We start from the raw sequence: 18,826 nt of genomic DNA, 5'->3' as shown, positions 1-18,826 counted from the left end.
GGCCATTCGACGGCGTGGGGAAGGGTAGGCGCGGCAATTCGGAGTTTGCCGGTCGTGTCCGAGCGGCGGCGGCGGGAAAGGGCATGGCGCGGGGGGCAGGACCACATATGTCTTGACAGTGCTGGCGGGCAGGCGATAGTTGTCCCGTTTCGCGGGCAATTAGCTCAGATGGATAGAGCGTTGGCCTCCGGAGCCAAAGGCCACAGGTTCGAATCCTGTATTGCCCACCACGCGACCCTTGGGGGCGTTTTCGCAACACGGCGGAAACGCCCCTTTTGCGTGCCCGCCGCCTGCGGCACTCAACGCCGCTTGCCGCGTAGGGGTATCGCCCCCCCCTTGCGCCCCCTGTGATCCCCCTTGCGGCTCCCCTGCACCCCCTTTCGCAAAAAAATAATGCTTCGCCCTGGAAAATTTTGTCCGTTTTTTCGGACGCAAATGACCGGACACGCCTTCACGCTGCAGCAACACATGCTTAAAGAATAGCGAGCAGGCACGTTATCTCGCGTCGCGCACGGTGCGCCCTTGAGCGGCAGCATGCCTGCAAGGCGCTAGGGCACAAGGCAAACGGAAGGAGAGGTTTTTTTGCGCCGGGTGTCGCCGCATCGCCCGGCCGCTCGTTGGGGGGCCAGGCACGTTCAGGGCACGCAGCGCGCCTGCGTTCGCAGCCGTGATGGGGCACAATGATGACACAACCATACGCAGGAAACGCCATGCCAGCCCGTCATCACACCGGAAACAGCATTCAAAGGCAGGCGCACTGGATATGCGTGGCATGTAATATTTCATCAAGAGTCAATTGCTTTATGCAAAATAAAAAACATGCTTGAGTATTAATTGCCATGGACACGTTCAGACGTGGCATTACTTGGCAATGTTCCATGTTCATGAGTTATATTTTGATTATATTTATTGTGCATGAAACGTAATGAATATGCTGTTTGCGCGAACAATTAAATACTGTGTGTCCATTGTTGCGGAATGAGCATGGTTTTTTATTGAAAACATACGCCAAGTCTGAAAAAAAAGATTCTCCTTCCCGTCTTGAAGTCATGTTTTCCATAGGCTAATGCGACGATCAAGAACAAGCCCATGGGCTGGGGCCGGTGCAGGCCCTCATCATAATCCGTAAGGGAGGAGTTTCATGAACTGGGTGCAGAACTACGATCCGCTCTCGAACATCCTTTTGTCGGCACTGGTCGCCGCCGTGCCGCTGTATGTTCTCTTCTACATGCTGGCCGTGCGCCGCGCGAAGGGCCACTTCGCCGCAGCCCTCGGCACCTCCGCGGCCGTGCTGCTCGCCATCCTGGTGTGGGGCATGCCCGTGAACCTGGCCGTCAATGCAACCCTGTACGGTGCAGCGTACGGGTTGTTCCCCATCGTCTGGATCGTCATCACGGCGGTGTGGATCTACAACATGACCGTTGAATCCGGCGAATTCGAAATCATCAAGGATTCGCTGGCCCGCCTCACCGACGACCGCCGCCTGCAGGCCATCTTCATCGCCTTCGCGTTCGGTTCGTTCATCGAAGGCACCGCCGGTTTCGGCACCCCCGTGGCCATCACCGCCGCCATGCTGGTGGGCCTGGGCTTCAACCCGCTGTACGCCGCGGGCATCTGCCTTATCGCCAACACCGCTCCGGTGGCCTTCGGCGCCATCGGTATTCCGGTCATCGTCGCCGGTCAGGTGTCCGGTCTCGACACCATGCACATCAGCCAGATCGTCGGCCGTCAGCTGCCGTTCCTGTCGATCATCGTGCCCATGTGGCTGTGCGTGACCATGTGCGGCTTCAAGCGTTCGCTGGAAGTGCTGCCCGCCGTGCTCGTGGCCGGCGTGTGCTTTGCCGGTTCGCAGTATGCCTTCTCGAACTTCCACGGCCCGACCCTGCCCGACATCATGTCGGCCATCGTCACCATCATCGGCCTCGTGCTGCTGCTGCGCGTGTGGAAGCCCGCCACCACCTGGCACTTCCCCGACGAAACCCCCTCTTCCGTCACCGGTCCCTCGCCTTACTCCTTCGGTGAAATCATCCGCGCCTGGATGCCCTACATCATCCTGGCCGTCATGGTGTTCTTCTGGGGCCTGCCGGAAATCAAGCCCTACCTCGACGGCGCCCTGGGCGCTGGCTACACCCCGCTGGCCGCCAAGGGCTTTGCCTGGCCGGGCCTGCACAACGCCATCGAAAAGACCATGCCCATCGTGGCCGCCAATGCCCCGTACGGCGCCATGTACAAGCTGAACATCATCTCCGCCGCCGGCACCGCCATCCTGTTCACCGGCCTTGCCGCGGTGCCCATGATGCCCAAGTACGGTTACGGCCAGGCCATTCCCTGCCTGTTCCGCACCATGCATCAGCTGCGCTTCCCCATCGTGACCATCGCCATGATCCTCGGCCTTGCCCAGATCATGAACTACTCGGGCATGAGCTCGACCATGGGCCTCGCCTTCACCAAGACCGGCTGGCTGTTCCCGTTCTTCTCGCCGCTGCTGGGCTGGCTGGGCGTGTTCCTGACCGGTTCGGACACCTCGTCCAACGCGCTCTTCAGCGGTCTGCAGCGCACCACCGCCACCAGCGTGGGCATGGATCCGCACCTGGCCGTTGCCGCCAACTCCTCGGGTGGCGTCACCGGCAAGATGATCTCGCCCCAGTCCATCTCGGTAGCCACCGCGGCCACCAAGATGGTTGGCCAGGAAGGCCAGCTGTTCCGCTTCACCCTGTGGCATTCGGTGGCGATGACCATGTTCATCTGCGTGCTCACCATGCTGCAGGCCTACCCGCTGAAGTGGATGCTGCCGTAGCGTGACAGGACTTTCGTCCGAAAGCGCGGGGCAGGCATGAATGCTCCCGCCTGCCCCGCGCCCCGCGTGCACCCGCCGGGCGAAAAAAAGCACCCCCCGAGCCTGGCTCGGGGGGTGTCCTTTTTACTGCGCCGTCGTGCGCCTTGCCCCGCTATTCCGCGCCCTCGGCCCGGCCGTCCAGGCTGGGGCGGGTCCACATGCAGGCCATGCGCACCTTCTTGAGCAGGGCGGCTTGCGGCAGGTAATCGTCATGCGCGGCGCACACCGCCTCGAAGGCGCGGCGGACGTCCGCCTCCGGGTAGCGGCCGGGGAAGCGTTTTTCCATGTCCGCGCGCACGGCTGCCCACAGGTCGTCGTCGGAGGGGTCGGGAAATACGGAAGTCTCGGAGGTCATGGGGAGTACTCGTGGCCATGCCGACAGCGTGTTGTGGCCGCCGGGTTGCAAGGTGCATGGGGATGCGCGGCGGACAGGCGGGCGCGCGCCGCCGACGGCTGGCCGACCACCGGAAAGGCATTCACAGGGTTTTCCCTGGCAGGGTCGGCCAGAGCCGGTCCGGCTTGAACTGGTGTAGCCTGAACCGGTGCGGGCAGGACAGGTCCGGACAGAGCAAATTCGGACGGCAAGCTACGCCGGGCCGGGCAGCCGCGACACCAGCAGCAGCCGTTCCGGGTTGCGGGGCTTGTTGGCGAACTCGTACCGGGCTACCCGCCACATGCGCCAATCCAGCCCGGCAAGGCGGCCATCCAGCGCGGCGGCCTCGTCCGCCCCGCCGGGATGCCCGGCATAGACGTGCAGTGAAACCAGCCCGCCCGGCGCCAGCAACGGCAGCAGCGCGTCCAGGGCGGCCAGGGTGGTGTCCGTACGGGTGGCCACGCCACGGTCGCTGCCGGGCAGAAAGCCCAGGTTGAACATGCCCACGGCCACCCGGGTCGGGCTGGCGCTGACGCCGCCGTGCGCTCCCAGTGCCGCCGCCAGTTCCTCGTGGCCGCGCCCGTGCAGCGCCGCGCGCTCCTCCAGTCCCTCTGCCGCCAGGCGTGCCGCCGTGCGGGCCAGGGCCTCCGGCTGCACATCGAAGGCGTGCACCAGCCCGCCCTCGCCCACCAGCCGGGCCAGGAACAGCGTGTCATGGCCGTTGCCCGCCGTGCCGTCCACGGCCACGGGCCAGGAAGCTCCGGGACAAGCGGCTGCGGCAGCACGAACTCTCGCCTCGGCAGGGTCTTTCGCGCCTCCGGCAATGTCGTCGGCCAGGGCCACGACGCGGGCCAGCGCGTGGGCCACGGCCTGCCGTGACAGATCGCGCAGGGCGGGCAGCACGTCGGCCCCGGAGCATCCCAACCGTCTGGGTGGCAATGGGTCGCCAGCCCGGCGGGACCGGACGGCCTGCTCCGACGTGGCAGGCTGGACAGGGACGACGCGTCCTGAACGCGGCATGGGCACCTCCGGCACCGTGGTACGCCACCCGCCCCCCTCACGACAAGCACCGGGCGCGGCCCGTGGCGCACCATCTTGTGCATATGTGCAACATGCTGCACGCAACCTGTGCCGCCGATTGCACGTCCGCCGTGCGCATATCTCCGAGCCGTGACACATAACACGTTGAGCATCCACGCTAAATGCTTTTGGCACGGTACCTGCTAACCTTGTGCCGTAACGGAACAAGGAGCCGCAGAACAATGCACACTCCAGAGACGTGCCGCACTGAAGCGGCAGCCCCTCCTCACCTGGATGCCCTTATCGATGCCCTTCCCGCAGAAGACAGGGAAGCCGTCGTGGCCCTGACGGCCCTCTGGCGGGAAGCGCAGCGCATATCCCCGGCATCCCCGTCCATCCTGGACATCCCCACCGTCAGCTTCAGCTAGCTGACCTCCTCTGCCCCCGCCGGCAACCGGGCGAGCGGTTTCCGGCACCGGGGAGGCCCGAAAGGGCCTCCCCGGCCCCTCCTCGCCAAGGCACGCAAACCTCCTCCGTCCCCTTGGCTGCCCGGCATTTTCGCACGGGACAATGAACGCACGGTGCACCCCGTGCGTTTCGCTTTTTTCCCGCTCCCGTTTCCCCGGCAGCGGCGCGTACAACCGGGACGCCCCGCCAGCATCCGGCCCGGTCGGCCTTTGCCCGGCACGTTGCGCGCCGGGGCATCACCACCCGATTCGCCGCCACCACTGGCCCCCGCGCGCGTCCTGCCGTATATAGTGGAAAGGTGTCCCGCACCGGCCCGCGCACGCGGGCCGCAACCCGCACGAGGTACAGCATGAGCAGGATACGCAGCGCCATTCTGGCGTCGCTGGCGGCCGATTCGCTGTCGCTGGGGGCGCACTGGGAATACGACCAGACGCGCATCGCGCGTCAGTTGGGCCGGGTGGCGGATCTTCTGCCCCCCACCCTGAACGACTACCACACCGGCAAGGGCGCGGGCGCGCAGTCGCATTACGGCGACCAGGCCTTGTTGCTGCTCCGCTCGGTGGCGGCCAGGGGCTCGTTCGACCTGGCCGATTTCGCCGCGCGCTGGCACGGCCTGATGGAAGGCGGCTACACCGGGTACATGGACAAGGCCAGCCGCGAGGCACTGGCCAACTTCCGCTCGGGCAGGCCGCCGGAGCAGACCGGGGCCGCCACCAACGACTTCGCCGGGGCGGCCCGCATGGCCCCGCTGCTGGCCGTCCTTGGAAACGACGAGGAAGGGCTGGTCAACGCCGCGCGCGCCCAGACCCTGATGACCCACGGCAGCCCGGTCATCGCCGACGGGGCGGAGTTCATGGCCCGGTCCACCGCCGCGCTGTTGCGCGGGGACGACATGCGCGCGTCCTTCGACCACGCGGCGCGCACCCGCTACGCCGCCCTGCCCGCCGAGGATTGGCTGGCCTTCGCCGACATGTCCCTGGGCGAGGAAACCCCCGCCGCCATCGCCCGTTTCGGGCAGTCGTGCGGCATGCAGGGGGCCTTCCTGGGGGTGGTGCACATTGCCCTGAAGCACGAGGCCGACCCGGCCACCGGCCTTGTGGACAACGTCATGGCCGGTGGCGATTCGTGCGCGCGCGGCCTGGCCGTGGGCATGCTCTTTGGCGCGCGGCACGGCCTGGGCTGGATGCCCGAGCGCTGGCTTGCCCCCCTGTCGGCCCGCGCCGAAATCGAAGCCGCCCTGGACACGCTGGAGGCGTAGCCGCGCGGCGCACGGCCACACCAAAGCAATGGGGAGAACGCCATGGCGTTCTCCCCATTTTCATTGCGCTGCGCGATGCCTGTTCCCCCTGCTGGGGGGAAAGGCCGACGCCTACTGCACGGAATCGCAGTCGGGCGCGGTGCGGGTGGAGGCGTCCTTCAGTTCGGCCACGTATTCCTTGACCTTGTCCGAACGCTTCCATTCCGCGAACAGTTCCTGCCACTTGCGCAGGTCCATGAAGCTCTTGTCCAGCTGCTCCTCGTGCGACTGCACCCAGATGTTGAACAGCTGCATCTCGAACTGGAACAGGCTGCTGTCGAAGACCTTTTCCGAAGTCCCCGCCTTCACGCGCGAACCGTCCACGTCAGAGGCCACGAAACTGCACACCGCGTCGCGCGAGGTATCGTGGGTTATCTCCTTGTTGTTCATCAGTTCCAGCAGGCCGAACAGGTGGGGATATTCCTCGCGGATGCGCTTTTCCGCCGTTTCCGGCACGCGGATGAACAGCTTGTCGCCTTCTTCGGCGATGAAGTAGAAGCGCAGCCAGTTCTCGAACATCAGCACTTCGCTGACGGTATTGATGGCGCTGACGAATTCGGCGGACATGGATACTCCTTGGCGTATTCGCCCCCGCCGCCGGGACTGCCGGGGCCGGGATTCTGGGTCTTCGATGGCCCCGAATGGCGCGGGGTCGCGGCGTGGCGCGGCGCGCGCGGGGCTTCCGCACTATGGTTACGGCAGGGCCGTCCGTCAAGTACGTTTTTTCACAAGCGGCATAAAAGCAGCCGGCGGCGGGTCAGCTCTTCAGGGACTGCTTCTAACGTAGGATGTTCGTTGGCAAGGAAAACGAGCCTGTCATGAGGGGGTGCCCTAGCCGTTAGGCGAGCGAAGCGAACCTTACGGCTAGGGACCGCAGCGCGCGGCAGCCGTTATGCGAGTCTTCGAGCATTACGGATGGCGACCGCAGCGCGCGGATAAGGACAGCAAAGCATTGGCAGGCGACGTTTGACCGCGTTGCGCCCTTCGGGTCGGTCGTTGCGCACGATGCCCGTATCGCTGCTGTCCCCATCCGTACGACTCGCGGACTCGCCTACGGCTGGGGCAAGGTTCGCAAACTCACCTAACGGGCACGCTTTGCGCCCTTCGGGTCGGATACCAACGGGCGAAAGGACAAGTTAGCAGCAGTCCCTAGGCATGCAGGTGACAGCGCGCATGCTGTCCCTCCGCCACGGGATGCCAGCCGGGGGGCACGCTGCGGCACACGTCCATGACCTGCGGGCAGCGCGGATGAAAGGGACAGCCCGACGGCGGGACGATGGGGCTGGGCAGGTCGCCGGTCAGGGCCGGGTGTTCGGCGCGCCGGGCCGGGTCGCGCACGGGCACGGAGGCCAGCAGGGCGCGGGTGTAGGGGTGGGCGGGCGCGGCGAACAGCGCGTCGCGCGGGGCTTCTTCCACCACCCGGCCAAGGTACATCACGGCCACGTGGTCGCTCATATGGCCCACCACGCCGAGGTCGTGCGAGATGAACAGATAGGCCAGACCCATGCTTTCCTGCAGGTCGCGCAGCAGGTTCAGCACCTGCGCCTGCACGGACGCGTCCAGCGACGAAACCGGCTCGTCGCATACCACCAGCGCGGGGTGGGTGATCAGGGCGCGGGCCACGGCCACGCGCTGGCGCTGGCCGCCGGAGAATTCGTGCGGGTAGCGGTCGGCGTGTTCCGGCCGCAGGCCCACTAGTTGCAGCATGTCCGCCACCTTGGCGCGGCGCTCCGCGCCAGGCATCCCGGCCACGGCCAGCGCCTCGCCGATGGAGGCCCCCACGGTGCGGCGCGGGTTCAGCGACGAGAAGGGATCCTGAAAGACCATCTGCACCAGTTGCGCGGCCTCCGCGCGTGAAATGGCGGGTGCGGTCGCGCCGCCGCTCGCGCCCCCGTCCGCCCCGACCCCGGCAAAAACCCGGCCGTCCAGCAGCACCTGCCCCGCGCTGGGGGGCAACAGGCCCACCACCATGCGGGCCAGGGTGGACTTGCCGCAGCCGCTTTCGCCCACCAGCCCCAGGGTGCGGCCCCGGTCCAGGGTCAGCGACACGCCGTCCACGGCGCGCAGCACGGCGGGCGTGGGGTCGAACATGCCCCGGCGCACGGCAAAGTGGCGGCCAAGGCCGCGCAGTTCCAGAAGCGGTGCTATGGCGAATCTCCTGTGCTCATGAAAAACGTCTGGCCGCCAATGCGCGGCGGGCGCACTCCAACCGTCCGCCCGCTGCCTTTTGATGCGGGCCGACCCGGGCCCCGGAAAAACCGGAACGCCGCAGGCAGAATGGCACGGCGGGCGGTGGTGCGTCCAGACCGCCTGGGAGGGATGCGCCCCCCACCATCCATCCCGCCAGTTTTTCCGCGCGCCGCGCTACAGCCCGTACCGTTTCAGCTTGCGCCACAGCGAGGCGCGGTCGATGTCCAGCGCCCTGGCCGCCTGGGTACGGTTGCCGCCCGACAGTTCCAGCACCCATTCGATGTGCGCCCGCTCGTTCTCGTCCAGGGTCATGGGGCGGCCATCGGACGTCATGCCTTCCCCCGCCCCGCCCGGCAGGCGGGCGGACTCGTCGGCGCGCAGCACCAGCGCGGGGCCTGCCGTGCCCCCCCTGTCACCGCTGTCACCGCTGTCACCGTTGGCTCCGGCTGCTCCCGCGATCCCCGCCAGCGCCCGCAGGTCAGGCGGCAGGTCCGCCGGGGTGATGACATCGCCCGCGCGGAGCACGGCGGCGCGCTCGACGATGTTCTGCAATTCGCGCACGTTGCCCGGAAAAGGGTAGCGCGCCAGCACGTCCAGCGTTTCCGGGGCGATGTGCGGGGCGGGCCTGCCCGTGTCGCGCGCGGCCTTTTCCGCGAAGTACTGGGCCAGCAGGGGAAGATCCTCCATGCGTTCGGCCAGCGGCGGCATGCGCAGCACCACCACGTTCAGGCGGTAGTACAAATCTTGCCGGAAGCGCCCGGCCGCCGCCTCCGCCGCCAGGTCCTTGTTGGTGGCGGCCACCAGCCGCACGTCCACGGGGATGTCGGCCGTGCCGCCCACACGGCGGATGGTGCGTTCCTGCACCGCGCGCAGCAGCTTGACCTGCATGGGCAGCGACATTTCGCCCACCTCGTCGAGGAACAGCGTGCCGCCTTCCGCCGCCTCGAACAGCCCCTTGCGCTGGCGCACCGCGCCGGAAAAGGCCCCCTGCTCGTGGCCGAACAGCTCGCTTTCCAGCAGTTCCTCGTTGAACGCCCCGCAGTTGATGGCCAGAAAGCGCGCCTCGGACCGGCGGCTGAACAGGTGCACCATGCGCGCGGCCAGTTCCTTGCCGGTGCCCGTTTCGCCCAGGATCAGCACGGTGACGTCCGACGGGGCCACCTGGGCGATGGTGCGCTTGAGCGCCTGCATGCACGGCGCGGCCCCCAGCAGGGGCACGGGCAGCGAGCGTTCGCGCAACTGTTCGCGCAGGCGGGCCACCTCCTGCTTCAGGCGGCGCTTTTCCAGCGCCTTCTGCACCAGCGCCCGCGCCTCGTCCAGGTCGTAGGGCTTGGCCAGATAGTGGTAGGCCCCGGCGTGCATGGCCTCCACCGCCGTCTTCACCGTGGGGTAGCCGGTGACCACCACCACCTCGGTGTCCGGGTGGCGCAGGCGCACGGCGCGCAGCAGGTCCAGCCCGTCCATGCCCTGCATCATCAGGTCGGTGAGCACCAGGTCGAAGTCCGCCCCGGCCAGCAGTTCCAGCGCCTCTGTTCCGCTGGCGGCGGTAAGCGTCTCGTGCCCCTGCCGCCCCAGCGCCAGCGCCAGGTTGTCGCGGGCAATGGCCTCGTCGTCCACCACCAGGATGCGGGCAGGGCTGGGCGTGCCGGGGATGGCGGGCGAAGGGACCTTTGGAGTGGCCGTGGCGGCGGGAGCGTCCGTTGTCCATCCGGGTGCGTCGTTCATGCCGCGTCTCCCGTGGGTTCCGGCGTGCCCAGCGGCAGCCGGATGGTGAAGCACGCGCCCGCGCCGGGGGTGCTTTCCACCCCGATGGTGCCGCCGTGCTTGCGGATGATGCCGAAGGCCACGGACAACCCGAGGCCGGTGCCCTTGCCCACCTCCTTCAGGGTGAAGAAGGGGTCGAAGATGCGGCCCAGATGCTCCGGCCCGATGCCGATGCCCGTGTCGGCCACGCGCAGCACCACCTGGCGCGCCGCCATGTCGCGCTCGGCCGTGACGGTGATGGCCCCGGCGCGCGGGCTGGCCCCGTCCGGCTTGCCCCCTTCCGGCGCGTCGCCGTCCCGCTCCGCGGCCTGGGCCGCCTGCACCGCCTGGATGGCCTGCACCGCCTGGATGGCGTTGATGAGCAGGTTCAGCAGCACTTCCTGAAACCGCTGCACGTCCAGCGGCAGCACGATGTCGCCGGGCACGTCGGCGTCGATGCCGATGCCAGCGGGCACCTCGCTGGCCACCAGCGCCACGCTGCGGGCCACCACGTCGCGCAGTGCCACGGGTTTCAGCGAGAATTCCGTCTCGCGCGAGAATTCCAGCAGCCCCTTCACGATGTCGCGCGAGCGGCGCACTTCCTGGTGGATGTTCTCCAGCATGCGCCCGGCCAGGGCCGGGTCGAGGGCGGGCGGCGCGGCGGCGGCACCGCCCGTTCCGGACACGCCGCCGTCACCGGGGGGCCGCAACTCCTCGCGCAGGATCTGGCACGAGGTGGAAATGTTGTTCAGCGGGTTGTTCAGCTGATGCGCGATGCCCGATGTCAGCACCCCCAGCGAGGCCAGCTTCTTTTCCTGCACCAGCTGGTTCTGGCGGTGCTCCAGTTCCACCAGCATGTGGTTGAACGCCTCCACCACGCCGCGCGTCTCGTCGCTGGTGGCGGGCAGGGGCAGCTGCTCCAGGCTGCCCTGCACGATCTGGCGGGCAGAGCGCTCGATGACCGACAGCGCGCCCAAAATGCGCCGCCCGATGAGCCACGAGAAGAACGCCGCCAGCCCCACCATGGCCCCGATGGACAACAGCAGCTGGCGCTTCAGCGACCCCACGATGCCCAGGATGCGCTCGCGCTGGTAGGTGACGATCTGGTGCGCCTGCGCCACCAGCGCCTTGCCCTGTTCGCGCAGGTCCTCGCGCAGGGCGTCGCGCTCGCGCTGCTGCCCGGCAAGCTGCACCTCGCCCAGGCGGGTGAACGTGTCGCGGTAGCCGTGCAGGTCGCGGCGCAGCGCGCGCAGCCCGTCGCTGCCGCGCAGGTCCGCGCCCTGTATGCCGCCCCCGCCGGGCTCGATGCGGGCGATGACATCCAGCGCCCGGCCGATGAACTCCAGGTTCTCGGCGTGGTCCTCCTCCATGGCGTAGAGCAGGTAGTTCTTCTCGTAGCGGCGGATTTCCAGGATGTCGTTGCTCAAGTCGTCCACCACCTCGGCCAGGGCCAGGGCGTCCTCGATCTGCAGCAGGTAGTTGTACGACAGCCCGCCCAGCAGCGAGAAGCCCAGAATCGACACCGAGATGCCGAACAGCACCAGTTGGCGGATATTGCCCTCGGCCAGGCGGCGGATCAGGAACTGCATGGCGCGCCCTCCCGCGTGGTTCCGCCGGGGGCGGGCAGCAGGGCCACGGCCAGGGCGTCCTGCACCCGCGCGGCAAACGCCACCTCGGGCAGGCCCCCGGAGCCGCGCGCGGCAAGTTCCGCCAGCAGGCCGCGTGCCTCCGGCTCGTTGGCGGCCGGCAGCACCACGATGCGCGCCCCGGCCCGCGCGGCGGCCAGCAGCTTTTCGCGCACGCCGCTCACCGGCAGCACCCGGCCGGACAGCGAAAGTTCGCCCGAAAGGGCCACGTCGGCCCGCGCCGGACGGCCCGACAGCAGCGAGACCAGGGCCACGCAGATGGTCAGCCCGGCCGAAGGGCCGTCCTTGGCGATGCCCCCGGCGGGGATGTGGATGTGGATGTCCTGCGCGGGATGGGCCGCCTGGCCTTCAGCCGCCGCGCCATCCGGAGCGGACAGCCCGGACACGCCAAGGTGCTCCGCCTCGGCCCGGATGTGGCTGAGCGCGATGCGCGCCGATTCCTTCAGCACCTCGCCCAGCGAGCCGGTAAGGATGAGCTGGCCGGAACCGGCCATGCGGGCCGCCTCCACGAACACGATCTCGCCGCCCGCCTCGGACCACACCAGCCCGGTGGCCGTGCCCACGCGGGGCGCGCCGTGGGCGGCGTCGTGCCGGTAGCGCGGCGGCCCCAGCAGGGCGGCCGCCACGGTTTCGTCCACCACCGCCGTATCCGTGGCCGCACCATCGGCCAGGGGCGCCGTTCCCGCGCCGCCCGTGTCGTGCCCGCCCGCGTCGAGGCGCAGCCGGGCCAGCTTGCGGCACAGCCGGGCCAGTTCACGTTCCAGGCCCCGCACCCCTGCCTCGCTGGTGTAGTCGTTGATGATCCGTGAAAGGGCCGCCCGCGTCACCTGCGGGTAGGGTGCGGTCAGGCCGTGCTCGCGCAGCTGGCGCGGCAGCAGGAAACGGGTGGCGATGTCCAGCTTGTCCGCCTCGGCGTACCCGTGAAATTCCACCACCTCCATGCGGTCCAGCAGGGGGCCGCGCAACCGCTCCACCCCGTTGGCCGTGGCGATGAACAGCACCTGCGAAAGGTCGAAGGGCATTTCCAGGTAGCGGTCCACGAAGCGCGCGTTCTGCTCCGGGTCCAGCACTTCCAGCAGGGCCATGGCCGGGTCGCCCTTGGCGTCCTGTCCCACCTTGTCGATCTCGTCCAGCATGAACACCGGGTTGCGCACCCCCGTGGCGCGCAGGGCCTGGATGATCCGCCCCGGCATGGCCCCCACGTAGGTGCGCCTGTGGCCGCGCAGTTCCGCCTCGTCGCGCAGGTCGGCCAGCGACATGCGGTAGAAGCGCCGTCCCAGCGCCTCGGCCAGCGCCCTGCCCACCGAGGTCTTGCCCACGCCGGGCGGCCCGGTGAAGCACAATACCGGCGCGCGCGACGAAAGCCCCTGTGCGCGGTCGGCCAGGGTCGCGCGCACGGTGGCGCGCAGTTCGGCGATGTCGATGGGTTTCGACAGGTACTGCACCGCGCCGGTTTTCAGGGCCTGCACGGCGGTGTCCACCGTGGCGTAGCCGGTCACCACCACGATGCGCGCGTCCGGGGCCACGCGCCGCGCCGCCTCAATGAGTTGCATGCCGTCCATGCGGTCCATCTTCAGGTCGGTGACGATGCAGTCGAACTGGCGGTGCGCCAAGCGGGCCAAGGCCTCTTCGCCATTGGCGGCCGTGTCCACCGCATACCCCTCGCGCGCCAGCACGTGGGCCACGTTGTCGCGGGCGATGGGTTCGTCGTCCACCACCAGCACGGCGGCGGGCTGGGTGGCGCACAGCACGCGCGCGGCCAGGTGCTCCAGCACCCGCTCGCGCACCTGGCCAAGCCCGGCGTGGCTGGCGTCGAACACCGCAGCCGCGCGGGAAAGGTCCAGACTGTCGCGGGTCAGCGCGTTCCACGGCAGGGCCAGCAGGCATTCCACGTAATTGAGGGCGATGGCGTTTTCCGGCGCGGCCGCGTCGGTCTTCTCCATGCGGCCTATCTCGGCCTCCAGCACCTCGCGCACCGCGCCGGGCAGGTCCGCCGACGCGCATCTGGCGCGCAGGCCCGTGGGGTCCGCCACGCCCGCCTGGTCGCCGTCCTGCCCGGCCGCGCCGGGCGCTTCCGGCTGGTCGCCTCCTCCCTGCCAACGAAAAAAGATCATGCGCACCTCACATGGCCGGGCATTGCCGTTGCGGAGTGAAGCACCGTTGCATTCCGCAACACTGTGCTTTTTTTCACGAACCCGCGCGAAACCGGCCTGTTACGCGGATTGGTAGCAGTTGGCGTTGCAAAATGCAACGCAGGCCGCGCTCCACCCGCCCGTTGCATCAACACGACATCGATACAAATTCAAGCAGTTACCAGAAAATGCAGGTTCTGGCACGGCGCTTGTTTATACGCCGGCACACACAAACCGTGAGGAAGCAAAATGGGAACCATCCGCGAATCGATCGAGTCGGCATTTGTCGCAGTGGCCTTTGCGGAACGGAACCGGCCGGACGAGGCCGTGTGGCAGCTGCGGGGCGAAAAGGCCGCCCCGTCACTGACCGGCCGCGCCGAAGCCTCCGCAGCAGCCACGTCCGCGACGCAGACCCGCACCGCAACCGCCGGGCAACGCCAGCGCCCGGTGCTGAGAGCCGAGTAGCCATGCCTTTGTTCCAGTGTTCGCGGGCGGCCCGCTCCCTTCGCGCAGCCGACCCTTCAACCGCCCGCGCCTTTTTCACGGAGTCCGCCCATGCCCGGTAGATGGTTTCGCCGCACCGCCCCCGGCGGTGACGCCGGGCAGGGCGACATCCGCATGCGCACCGCCGCCGCCCTGCGCGTGGAAGAACGCCTGGCCGACTACGCCGAAGCCCTGGCCCTGGCCGAGGCGGGCGAGCAGTTGCTGGCCGGGGCGGTGATCCGCCGGGGCGAAACCCAATCCCGCCGCATCCTGGTGCTGGGCCACGGCTGCGGCCTGTCGGCCCGCGTGGCGGGCTACGCCCTGAGCCTGGCCGGGCGCATGGGCAGCAGCCTGCTGTTCCTGAACGTGGGCGATGCGGCCCACGACGCCTGCCGACGCTCCGCCTTTGAACGGCAGGCGCGGGCGGGGGCCCTTGAATGGGTGGAAGCGGCACGCGCCAGGGGCATCGCGGCCCTGCACGAGGTGCGCTTTGCCCCGTCCGGACGGCCGGACCATGCAGTGGAAGAAGCGGCGCGAGCCCATGGCCGCGTCGAGTTGATCCTGAGCGAACCGGAAGAGAGCGAACTGATGCGGGGCCGTACCGGCCTTGCGCTGTTCACGGTGGAATGAGGGCGACCGCCCTCGACAACCCCCGTCAACGGGGACAACGGGCCGTCACGCAGGCGGCGCCACCACGGGAGTCAGCAATGGCAATGCAAACCGCACGCAAGCCCTGGGGCAAGACCATCGTCTTCGGTATCTTGTCCGCCGCCCTGTACGCAGGGGTGTTCGCCTTCGCGGACACCATCGCCGCCCACTTCGCCCAGGGCTCGTACTGGGCCGCCGGGCCCATCGCCACGGTGTTCCTGTTCTCATACGTGCACGGTGAATTCACCGGCAACCTGTGGAGCGTGCTGGGCATAGAGGCCACCCGCAAGGCCGCCCGCCCGACGGAATCCGCCACCAAGCCCGCCGCCGTCCGCCCGGCCGCGCGCCGCGCCACGCTGAACGCCTAGCCCACGCCGAAGGAGAGAACCATGGACTTTCTTACCCTTGACCCCACCAAGTTCATCGACCTGACCGCGTCGGGCGTCTGTTTCCTGTTCATCGTCGGCTTCATCGGCGGGCTGGTCAGCGGATTCATCGGCTCGGGCGGGGCCTTCGTGCTCACCCCCGGCATGATGAGCCTGGGCGTGCCCGGCACCGTGGCCGTGGCCAGCAACATGTGCCACAAGTTTCCCAAGGCGCTGGTGGGGGCCATCAAGCGCTTCCGCTATGGCCAGGTGGACGTGAAGCTGGGCCTGGTCATGGCCGCGTCCGCCGCCGTGGGCGTGCAGATCGGCATCCGCATCCAGCAGGTCATTCTGGAAAAGTGGGGCCAGGCCGGGTCGGACCTTTACGTCAGCCTGTCCTTTGTGGCCGTGCTGGTGCTGGTGGGGGGCTACGTCATGCGCGACGCCCTGCGCTGCGCCCGCTGCGGCGGCGTGGAAACCACCGCGCCCCTGGCCCTGCGCCTGCAGGCCATCGAACTGCCGCCCATGCTCACCTTCCGCCGCTCCGGCATCCGCATTTCACTGTGGTTCACCCTGCCCGTGGGCTTCGCCACCGGCATGCTGGCCGCCACCATCGCCGTGGGCGGGTTCATCGGCGTGCCCGGCATGATCTACGTCATGGGCGTGCCGGGGCTGATGGCGTCGGCCACCGAACTGGTCATCGCCTTCGTCATGGGCCTTGGCGGGTCCATCAACTGGGCCATGCACGGCATGGTGGACATCCGCCTGGTGCTGATCATCCTCGGCGGGTCGCTGCTGGGCGTGCAGTTGGGGGCCATCGGCACCACCTACGTGCGCGAGCACATGATCAAGATGGTCATGGCCGTGATCATGCTCATCGTGGCCGTGAGCCGGGGCATCGCCCTGCCGCGCTACCTGGTGCAACTGGGCCTGATGGACATGTCGCCCGAACTGCTCGGCGTGCTGGGCAAGATCAGCTTCGCCTCCATGTGCCTGGCCCTGCTGACCGGCGCGGTGATCATTCTCGGCAGCATGTGGAAGGGCCGCGCGGCCGCGCGGGAGGAGGCGCATGGGCAGGCTTGAGCGTCTGCTGGTGCCCGTCACCGGCGATGACCATTCCCTGTACGCGCTGGATCAGATTCTGGAGTTCGCCGCCACCCGCAAGTGCCGGGTGGCGGTACTCTCCGTGGTGCCGCCCTACACGGGCGACCTTGGCTCCAGCGCCCTGGCGGACCTGAAGCGCCTGCTGCGCCAGCCCAGCGAACTGGCCCTGGCCCGCGCGTTGGAAATGGCCAACGCGCGCGGCATGGACATCGACTGCCTGTGCGAAGAGGGCGAGCCCTTCGAGGTCATCGTGGACACGGCCCGCAGGCTGAAGGCCGACCTCATCGCCATGGGCGTGGCCGACCGTTCCGCCCTGGGTCGGCTGGTGCGCGGCAACGTGCCGCTGCGCACCATCGGCCACAGCGAGCGCGACGTGCTGCTGGTGCCGCAGGGCGCGGTGCTGGGCTTTCGGTCCATTTTGCTGGCCACGGACGGCTCGCGCTACTGCACGTATGCCGCCGTCACCGCGCTGCAACTGGCGCGGGAGCACGACGCCGACCTGCACGTGCTGTACGTGGCCGATCTGGCCTTTCCCGATTCCGCCGAAGGGCTGCTGGCGGCGGACATGGAAGTGGAGCATGGCCGGGCCGTGGTGGAGGCCATCGCGGCGCGGGCCGCGCAGGAAGGGGTGCGGGCGCGCGGCCACGTGGCCCAGGGCGAAGCGGCGGAACGCATCCTTGCCACGGCCAAACGGCTGGGCGCGGAGTGCCTGTTCATCGCCTCGCACGGCAAGGGCGGGCTGGCCCGGCTGCTGCTGGGCAGCGTGGCCGAAGAGGTGGTGGCCAGCGCGCACATCCCCGTTTACGTGGCCGTGCGGGACAGGCTGCGGCGATAGGCGCAGCGGCGACCACCTTTCAGGCACGACCGGAACCCACCCATATCCATGGGCTGTGGTGCGACATTCTTCGGATTTTGATCAGGCCATGCCCTGCCAACTGTAAAAGGCAGGGCAAAAAGGGCCGCGTGGTGGGCATGGCACGCCCCTACGCGGCCCTTACGCGTGCGGAAAGGAAGAGCAGAGGGAAGGAGAAGGTGCGGCTAGCCGGATGCCCGCGCCGTTTCCGGCCGGGTTTCCGCATCCGGCGTGTCATCCACATCCGGCGCATCTGGCGCATCTGGCGCACTCGGCGCAGCCGTCACCTCGGAGGATGCCTGGTACGGGCTTTCGGCGGATGTGCTCACCAACTCATCGCGGCGCAGCAGGGCCGGGAACAGGCGCATCCACAACAGGGCCACCACAATGGTGCCCACCCCGCCCAGCGCCACCGAGGCCGTGGCCCCGAACCATGCGGCGGTGACGCCCGACTCGAATTCGCCCAGCTGGTTGGAGGTGCCGATGAACACGGAATTCACCGCGCCCACCCGGCCGCGCATGGCGTCCGGCGTTTCCAGCTGCACCAGGGTCTGGCGCACCACCACGCTGATCATGTCGCAGGCCCCCAGTGCGGCCAGCGCGGCCATGGACAGGGGAAAGCTGCGCGACAGCCCGAAGGTGATGGTGGCCACGCCAAAACCCACCACCCCGGCGAACAGCCGCCGCCCCACCCGCCGCCGCATGGGCACGCGGGCCAGGTACACCGACATGCACAGCGCGCCCACCGCCGGTGCTGCGCGCAGCAGGCCGAGGCCCCACGGCCCGGTGTGCAGGATGTCGCTGGCGTAGATGGGCAGCAGGGCCGTGGCCCCGCCCAGCAGCACGGAAAAGAGGTCCAGCGAGATGGCCCCCAGGATGACCGGGTTGCGCCGCACGTAGTCGATGCCGCCGAACAGCGAGCGCAGGGTCATGGGTTCGCGGCTGGCCGCCGTATCCGGACGGCGCACCAGCAGGATGGCCGCGCACGCGGTCAGAAACGCCGCGCCGCACACCCCGTAGCCCACCTGCGCCCCGGCGGCGCACAGAAAGCCGCCCAGCGCGGGCCCGGCGATGATGGACGCCTGGCGCAGCCCCGCGCCAAAGGCCAGCACGCGCGGCAACGCCACCACCGGCACCAGGCCGGGCAGCAGGGCGTTCATGGCGGGCTGCTCGAAGGCGCGGGCCGCCCCGGTCAGAAAGGCCCCGGCGAACACCCCGGCGGGGGTCAACGTGCCGGTGGCGCTGCCCACGGCCAGGGCCACCGCCATCAGTCCTTCGGCCAACTGGCAGAAAAAGGCGATGCGCCGCCGGTCGAAGCGGTCGGCCACGCCGCCCACCACCAGGGTAAGCAGCAGTTGCGGAGTGAACTGGGCCAGCCCCACCAGGCCGAGATGCAGGGCGCTGCCGGTCATGGCGTAGATCTGCCAGCCAATGACCACGGCCAGCATGTTGTAGGCCAGGTACGAGCCGCACTGGCTGATCCAGAAGCAGCGCAACGAAGGGATGTGCGTTATTTCGCGCAACGAGCCGCCGCCCTGCGGGCCTGTCGGGCCGGGCGGTCCGGTCAGTGAAGACGCGGGGGAATCCTGGGGCGGTGATACGGGTGCGGGTGTGGACATGCGATGACCCGGAGGTGGCGGAGTATGTCGAAGCCGGGCATGGAGGGTC

15 protein-coding genes and 1 tRNA gene are annotated in these 18,826 nt (G+C 68.6%); 8 read left to right on the top strand and 8 right to left on the bottom strand.

Annotated features, from left to right (window positions below):
* Positions 1 to 153 precede the first annotated feature (153 nt).
* Positions 154 to 230, top strand: a tRNA-Arg gene (locus RVX_RS00155).
* Between the two features lie 911 nt (positions 231 to 1,141).
* The gene (locus RVX_RS00150) at positions 1,142 to 2,797 is read left to right on the top strand and encodes an L-lactate permease (RefSeq protein ID WP_116307328.1); all 1,656 of its coding nucleotides are present in this window, start codon (positions 1,142 to 1,144) and stop codon (positions 2,795 to 2,797) included.
* A gap of 151 nt (positions 2,798 to 2,948) precedes the next feature.
* On the opposite strand, the gene RVX_RS00145 is transcribed toward RVX_RS00150, so the two are convergent.
* Both RVX_RS00145 and RVX_RS00140 read right to left on the bottom strand, forming a co-directional pair.
* Positions 2,949 to 3,191: a hypothetical protein gene (locus RVX_RS00145; RefSeq protein ID WP_116307331.1), complete on the bottom strand. Its 243-nt coding sequence runs from the start codon at positions 3,189 to 3,191 to the stop codon at positions 2,949 to 2,951.
* Positions 3,192 to 3,422: 231 nt separating this feature from the next.
* The gene (locus tag RVX_RS00140; protein ID WP_230404733.1) at positions 3,423 to 4,112 is read right to left on the bottom strand and encodes a class I SAM-dependent methyltransferase; all 690 of its coding nucleotides are present in this window, start codon (positions 4,110 to 4,112) and stop codon (positions 3,423 to 3,425) included.
* A 934-nt stretch (positions 4,113 to 5,046) separates the two neighbouring features.
* On the opposite strand from RVX_RS00140, the gene RVX_RS00135 reads away from it, so the two are divergent.
* Positions 5,047 to 5,955: an ADP-ribosylglycohydrolase family protein gene (locus RVX_RS00135; protein WP_116307337.1), complete on the top strand. Its 909-nt coding sequence runs from the start codon at positions 5,047 to 5,049 to the stop codon at positions 5,953 to 5,955.
* A gap of 111 nt (positions 5,956 to 6,066) precedes the next feature.
* Here RVX_RS00135 and RVX_RS00130 read toward each other — a convergent pair whose 3' ends face one another.
* The 5 genes from RVX_RS00130 to RVX_RS00110 all read right to left on the bottom strand — a co-directional run bounded on the left by RVX_RS00130 (position 6,067) and on the right by RVX_RS00110 (position 13,687).
* A complete protein-coding gene (locus RVX_RS00130) occupies positions 6,067 to 6,561 on the bottom strand; it encodes a hypothetical protein (RefSeq protein WP_116307339.1) in 495 nt (164 codons plus the stop codon).
* A 582-nt stretch (positions 6,562 to 7,143) separates the two neighbouring features.
* Positions 7,144 to 8,085, bottom strand: a complete 942-nt coding sequence (locus RVX_RS00125) for an ABC transporter ATP-binding protein (protein ID WP_230404734.1) — start codon at positions 8,083 to 8,085, stop codon at positions 7,144 to 7,146.
* Between the two features lie 273 nt (positions 8,086 to 8,358).
* Positions 8,359 to 9,909, bottom strand: a complete 1,551-nt coding sequence (locus tag RVX_RS00120) for a sigma-54-dependent transcriptional regulator (protein ID WP_116307343.1) — start codon at positions 9,907 to 9,909, stop codon at positions 8,359 to 8,361.
* A complete protein-coding gene (locus RVX_RS00115; protein WP_116307345.1) occupies positions 9,906 to 11,516 on the bottom strand; it encodes a sensor histidine kinase in 1,611 nt (536 codons plus the stop codon). The genes RVX_RS00120 and RVX_RS00115 overlap by 4 nt, the downstream gene beginning before the upstream one ends.
* Complete coding sequence (locus RVX_RS00110) at positions 11,504 to 13,687, bottom strand: S16 family serine protease (RefSeq protein ID WP_230404735.1); 2,184 nt, start codon at positions 13,685 to 13,687, stop codon at positions 11,504 to 11,506. The genes RVX_RS00115 and RVX_RS00110 overlap by 13 nt, the downstream gene beginning before the upstream one ends.
* Positions 13,688 to 13,954: 267 nt before the next feature.
* Here RVX_RS00110 and RVX_RS00105 point away from each other — a divergent pair, with 267 nt between their 5' ends.
* The 5 genes from RVX_RS00105 (at position 13,955) to RVX_RS00085 (ending at position 17,140) form a co-directional block, all read left to right on the top strand.
* A complete protein-coding gene (locus RVX_RS00105) occupies positions 13,955 to 14,170 on the top strand; it encodes a hypothetical protein (protein WP_007525468.1) in 216 nt (71 codons plus the stop codon).
* A 90-nt stretch (positions 14,171 to 14,260) separates the two neighbouring features.
* Entirely contained in the window at positions 14,261 to 14,818 is a 558-nt protein-coding gene (locus RVX_RS00100; RefSeq protein ID WP_116307347.1) for a hypothetical protein, read from the top strand.
* A 77-nt stretch (positions 14,819 to 14,895) separates the two neighbouring features.
* Positions 14,896 to 15,204 carry a hypothetical protein gene (locus RVX_RS00095; RefSeq protein WP_007525464.1) on the top strand — a complete coding sequence of 103 codons (309 nt, stop codon included), beginning with the start codon at positions 14,896 to 14,898 and terminating at the stop codon, positions 15,202 to 15,204.
* A 21-nt stretch (positions 15,205 to 15,225) separates the two neighbouring features.
* Positions 15,226 to 16,284, top strand: coding sequence for a sulfite exporter TauE/SafE family protein (locus RVX_RS00090; RefSeq protein ID WP_007525462.1), 1,059 nt, complete (start codon positions 15,226 to 15,228; stop codon positions 16,282 to 16,284).
* A complete protein-coding gene (locus tag RVX_RS00085) occupies positions 16,271 to 17,140 on the top strand; it encodes a universal stress protein (protein WP_116307349.1) in 870 nt (289 codons plus the stop codon). Before RVX_RS00090 ends, RVX_RS00085 begins: the two co-directional genes overlap by 14 nt.
* Before the next feature lie 203 nt (positions 17,141 to 17,343).
* Here RVX_RS00085 and RVX_RS00080 read toward each other — a convergent pair whose 3' ends face one another.
* Positions 17,344 to 18,777, bottom strand: coding sequence for an MFS transporter (locus RVX_RS00080; RefSeq protein WP_230404737.1), 1,434 nt, complete (start codon positions 18,775 to 18,777; stop codon positions 17,344 to 17,346).
* Positions 18,778 to 18,826 lie beyond the last annotated feature (49 nt).

The sequence above is a fragment of the Nitratidesulfovibrio sp. HK-II genome, assembly GCF_003402415.2.
Classification (GTDB): Bacteria; Desulfobacterota; Desulfovibrionia; order Desulfovibrionales; family Desulfovibrionaceae; genus Cupidesulfovibrio.
Note: the sequence above shows the minus strand (reverse complement) of the source record. Positions and strands in the feature narration are given on the sequence as shown.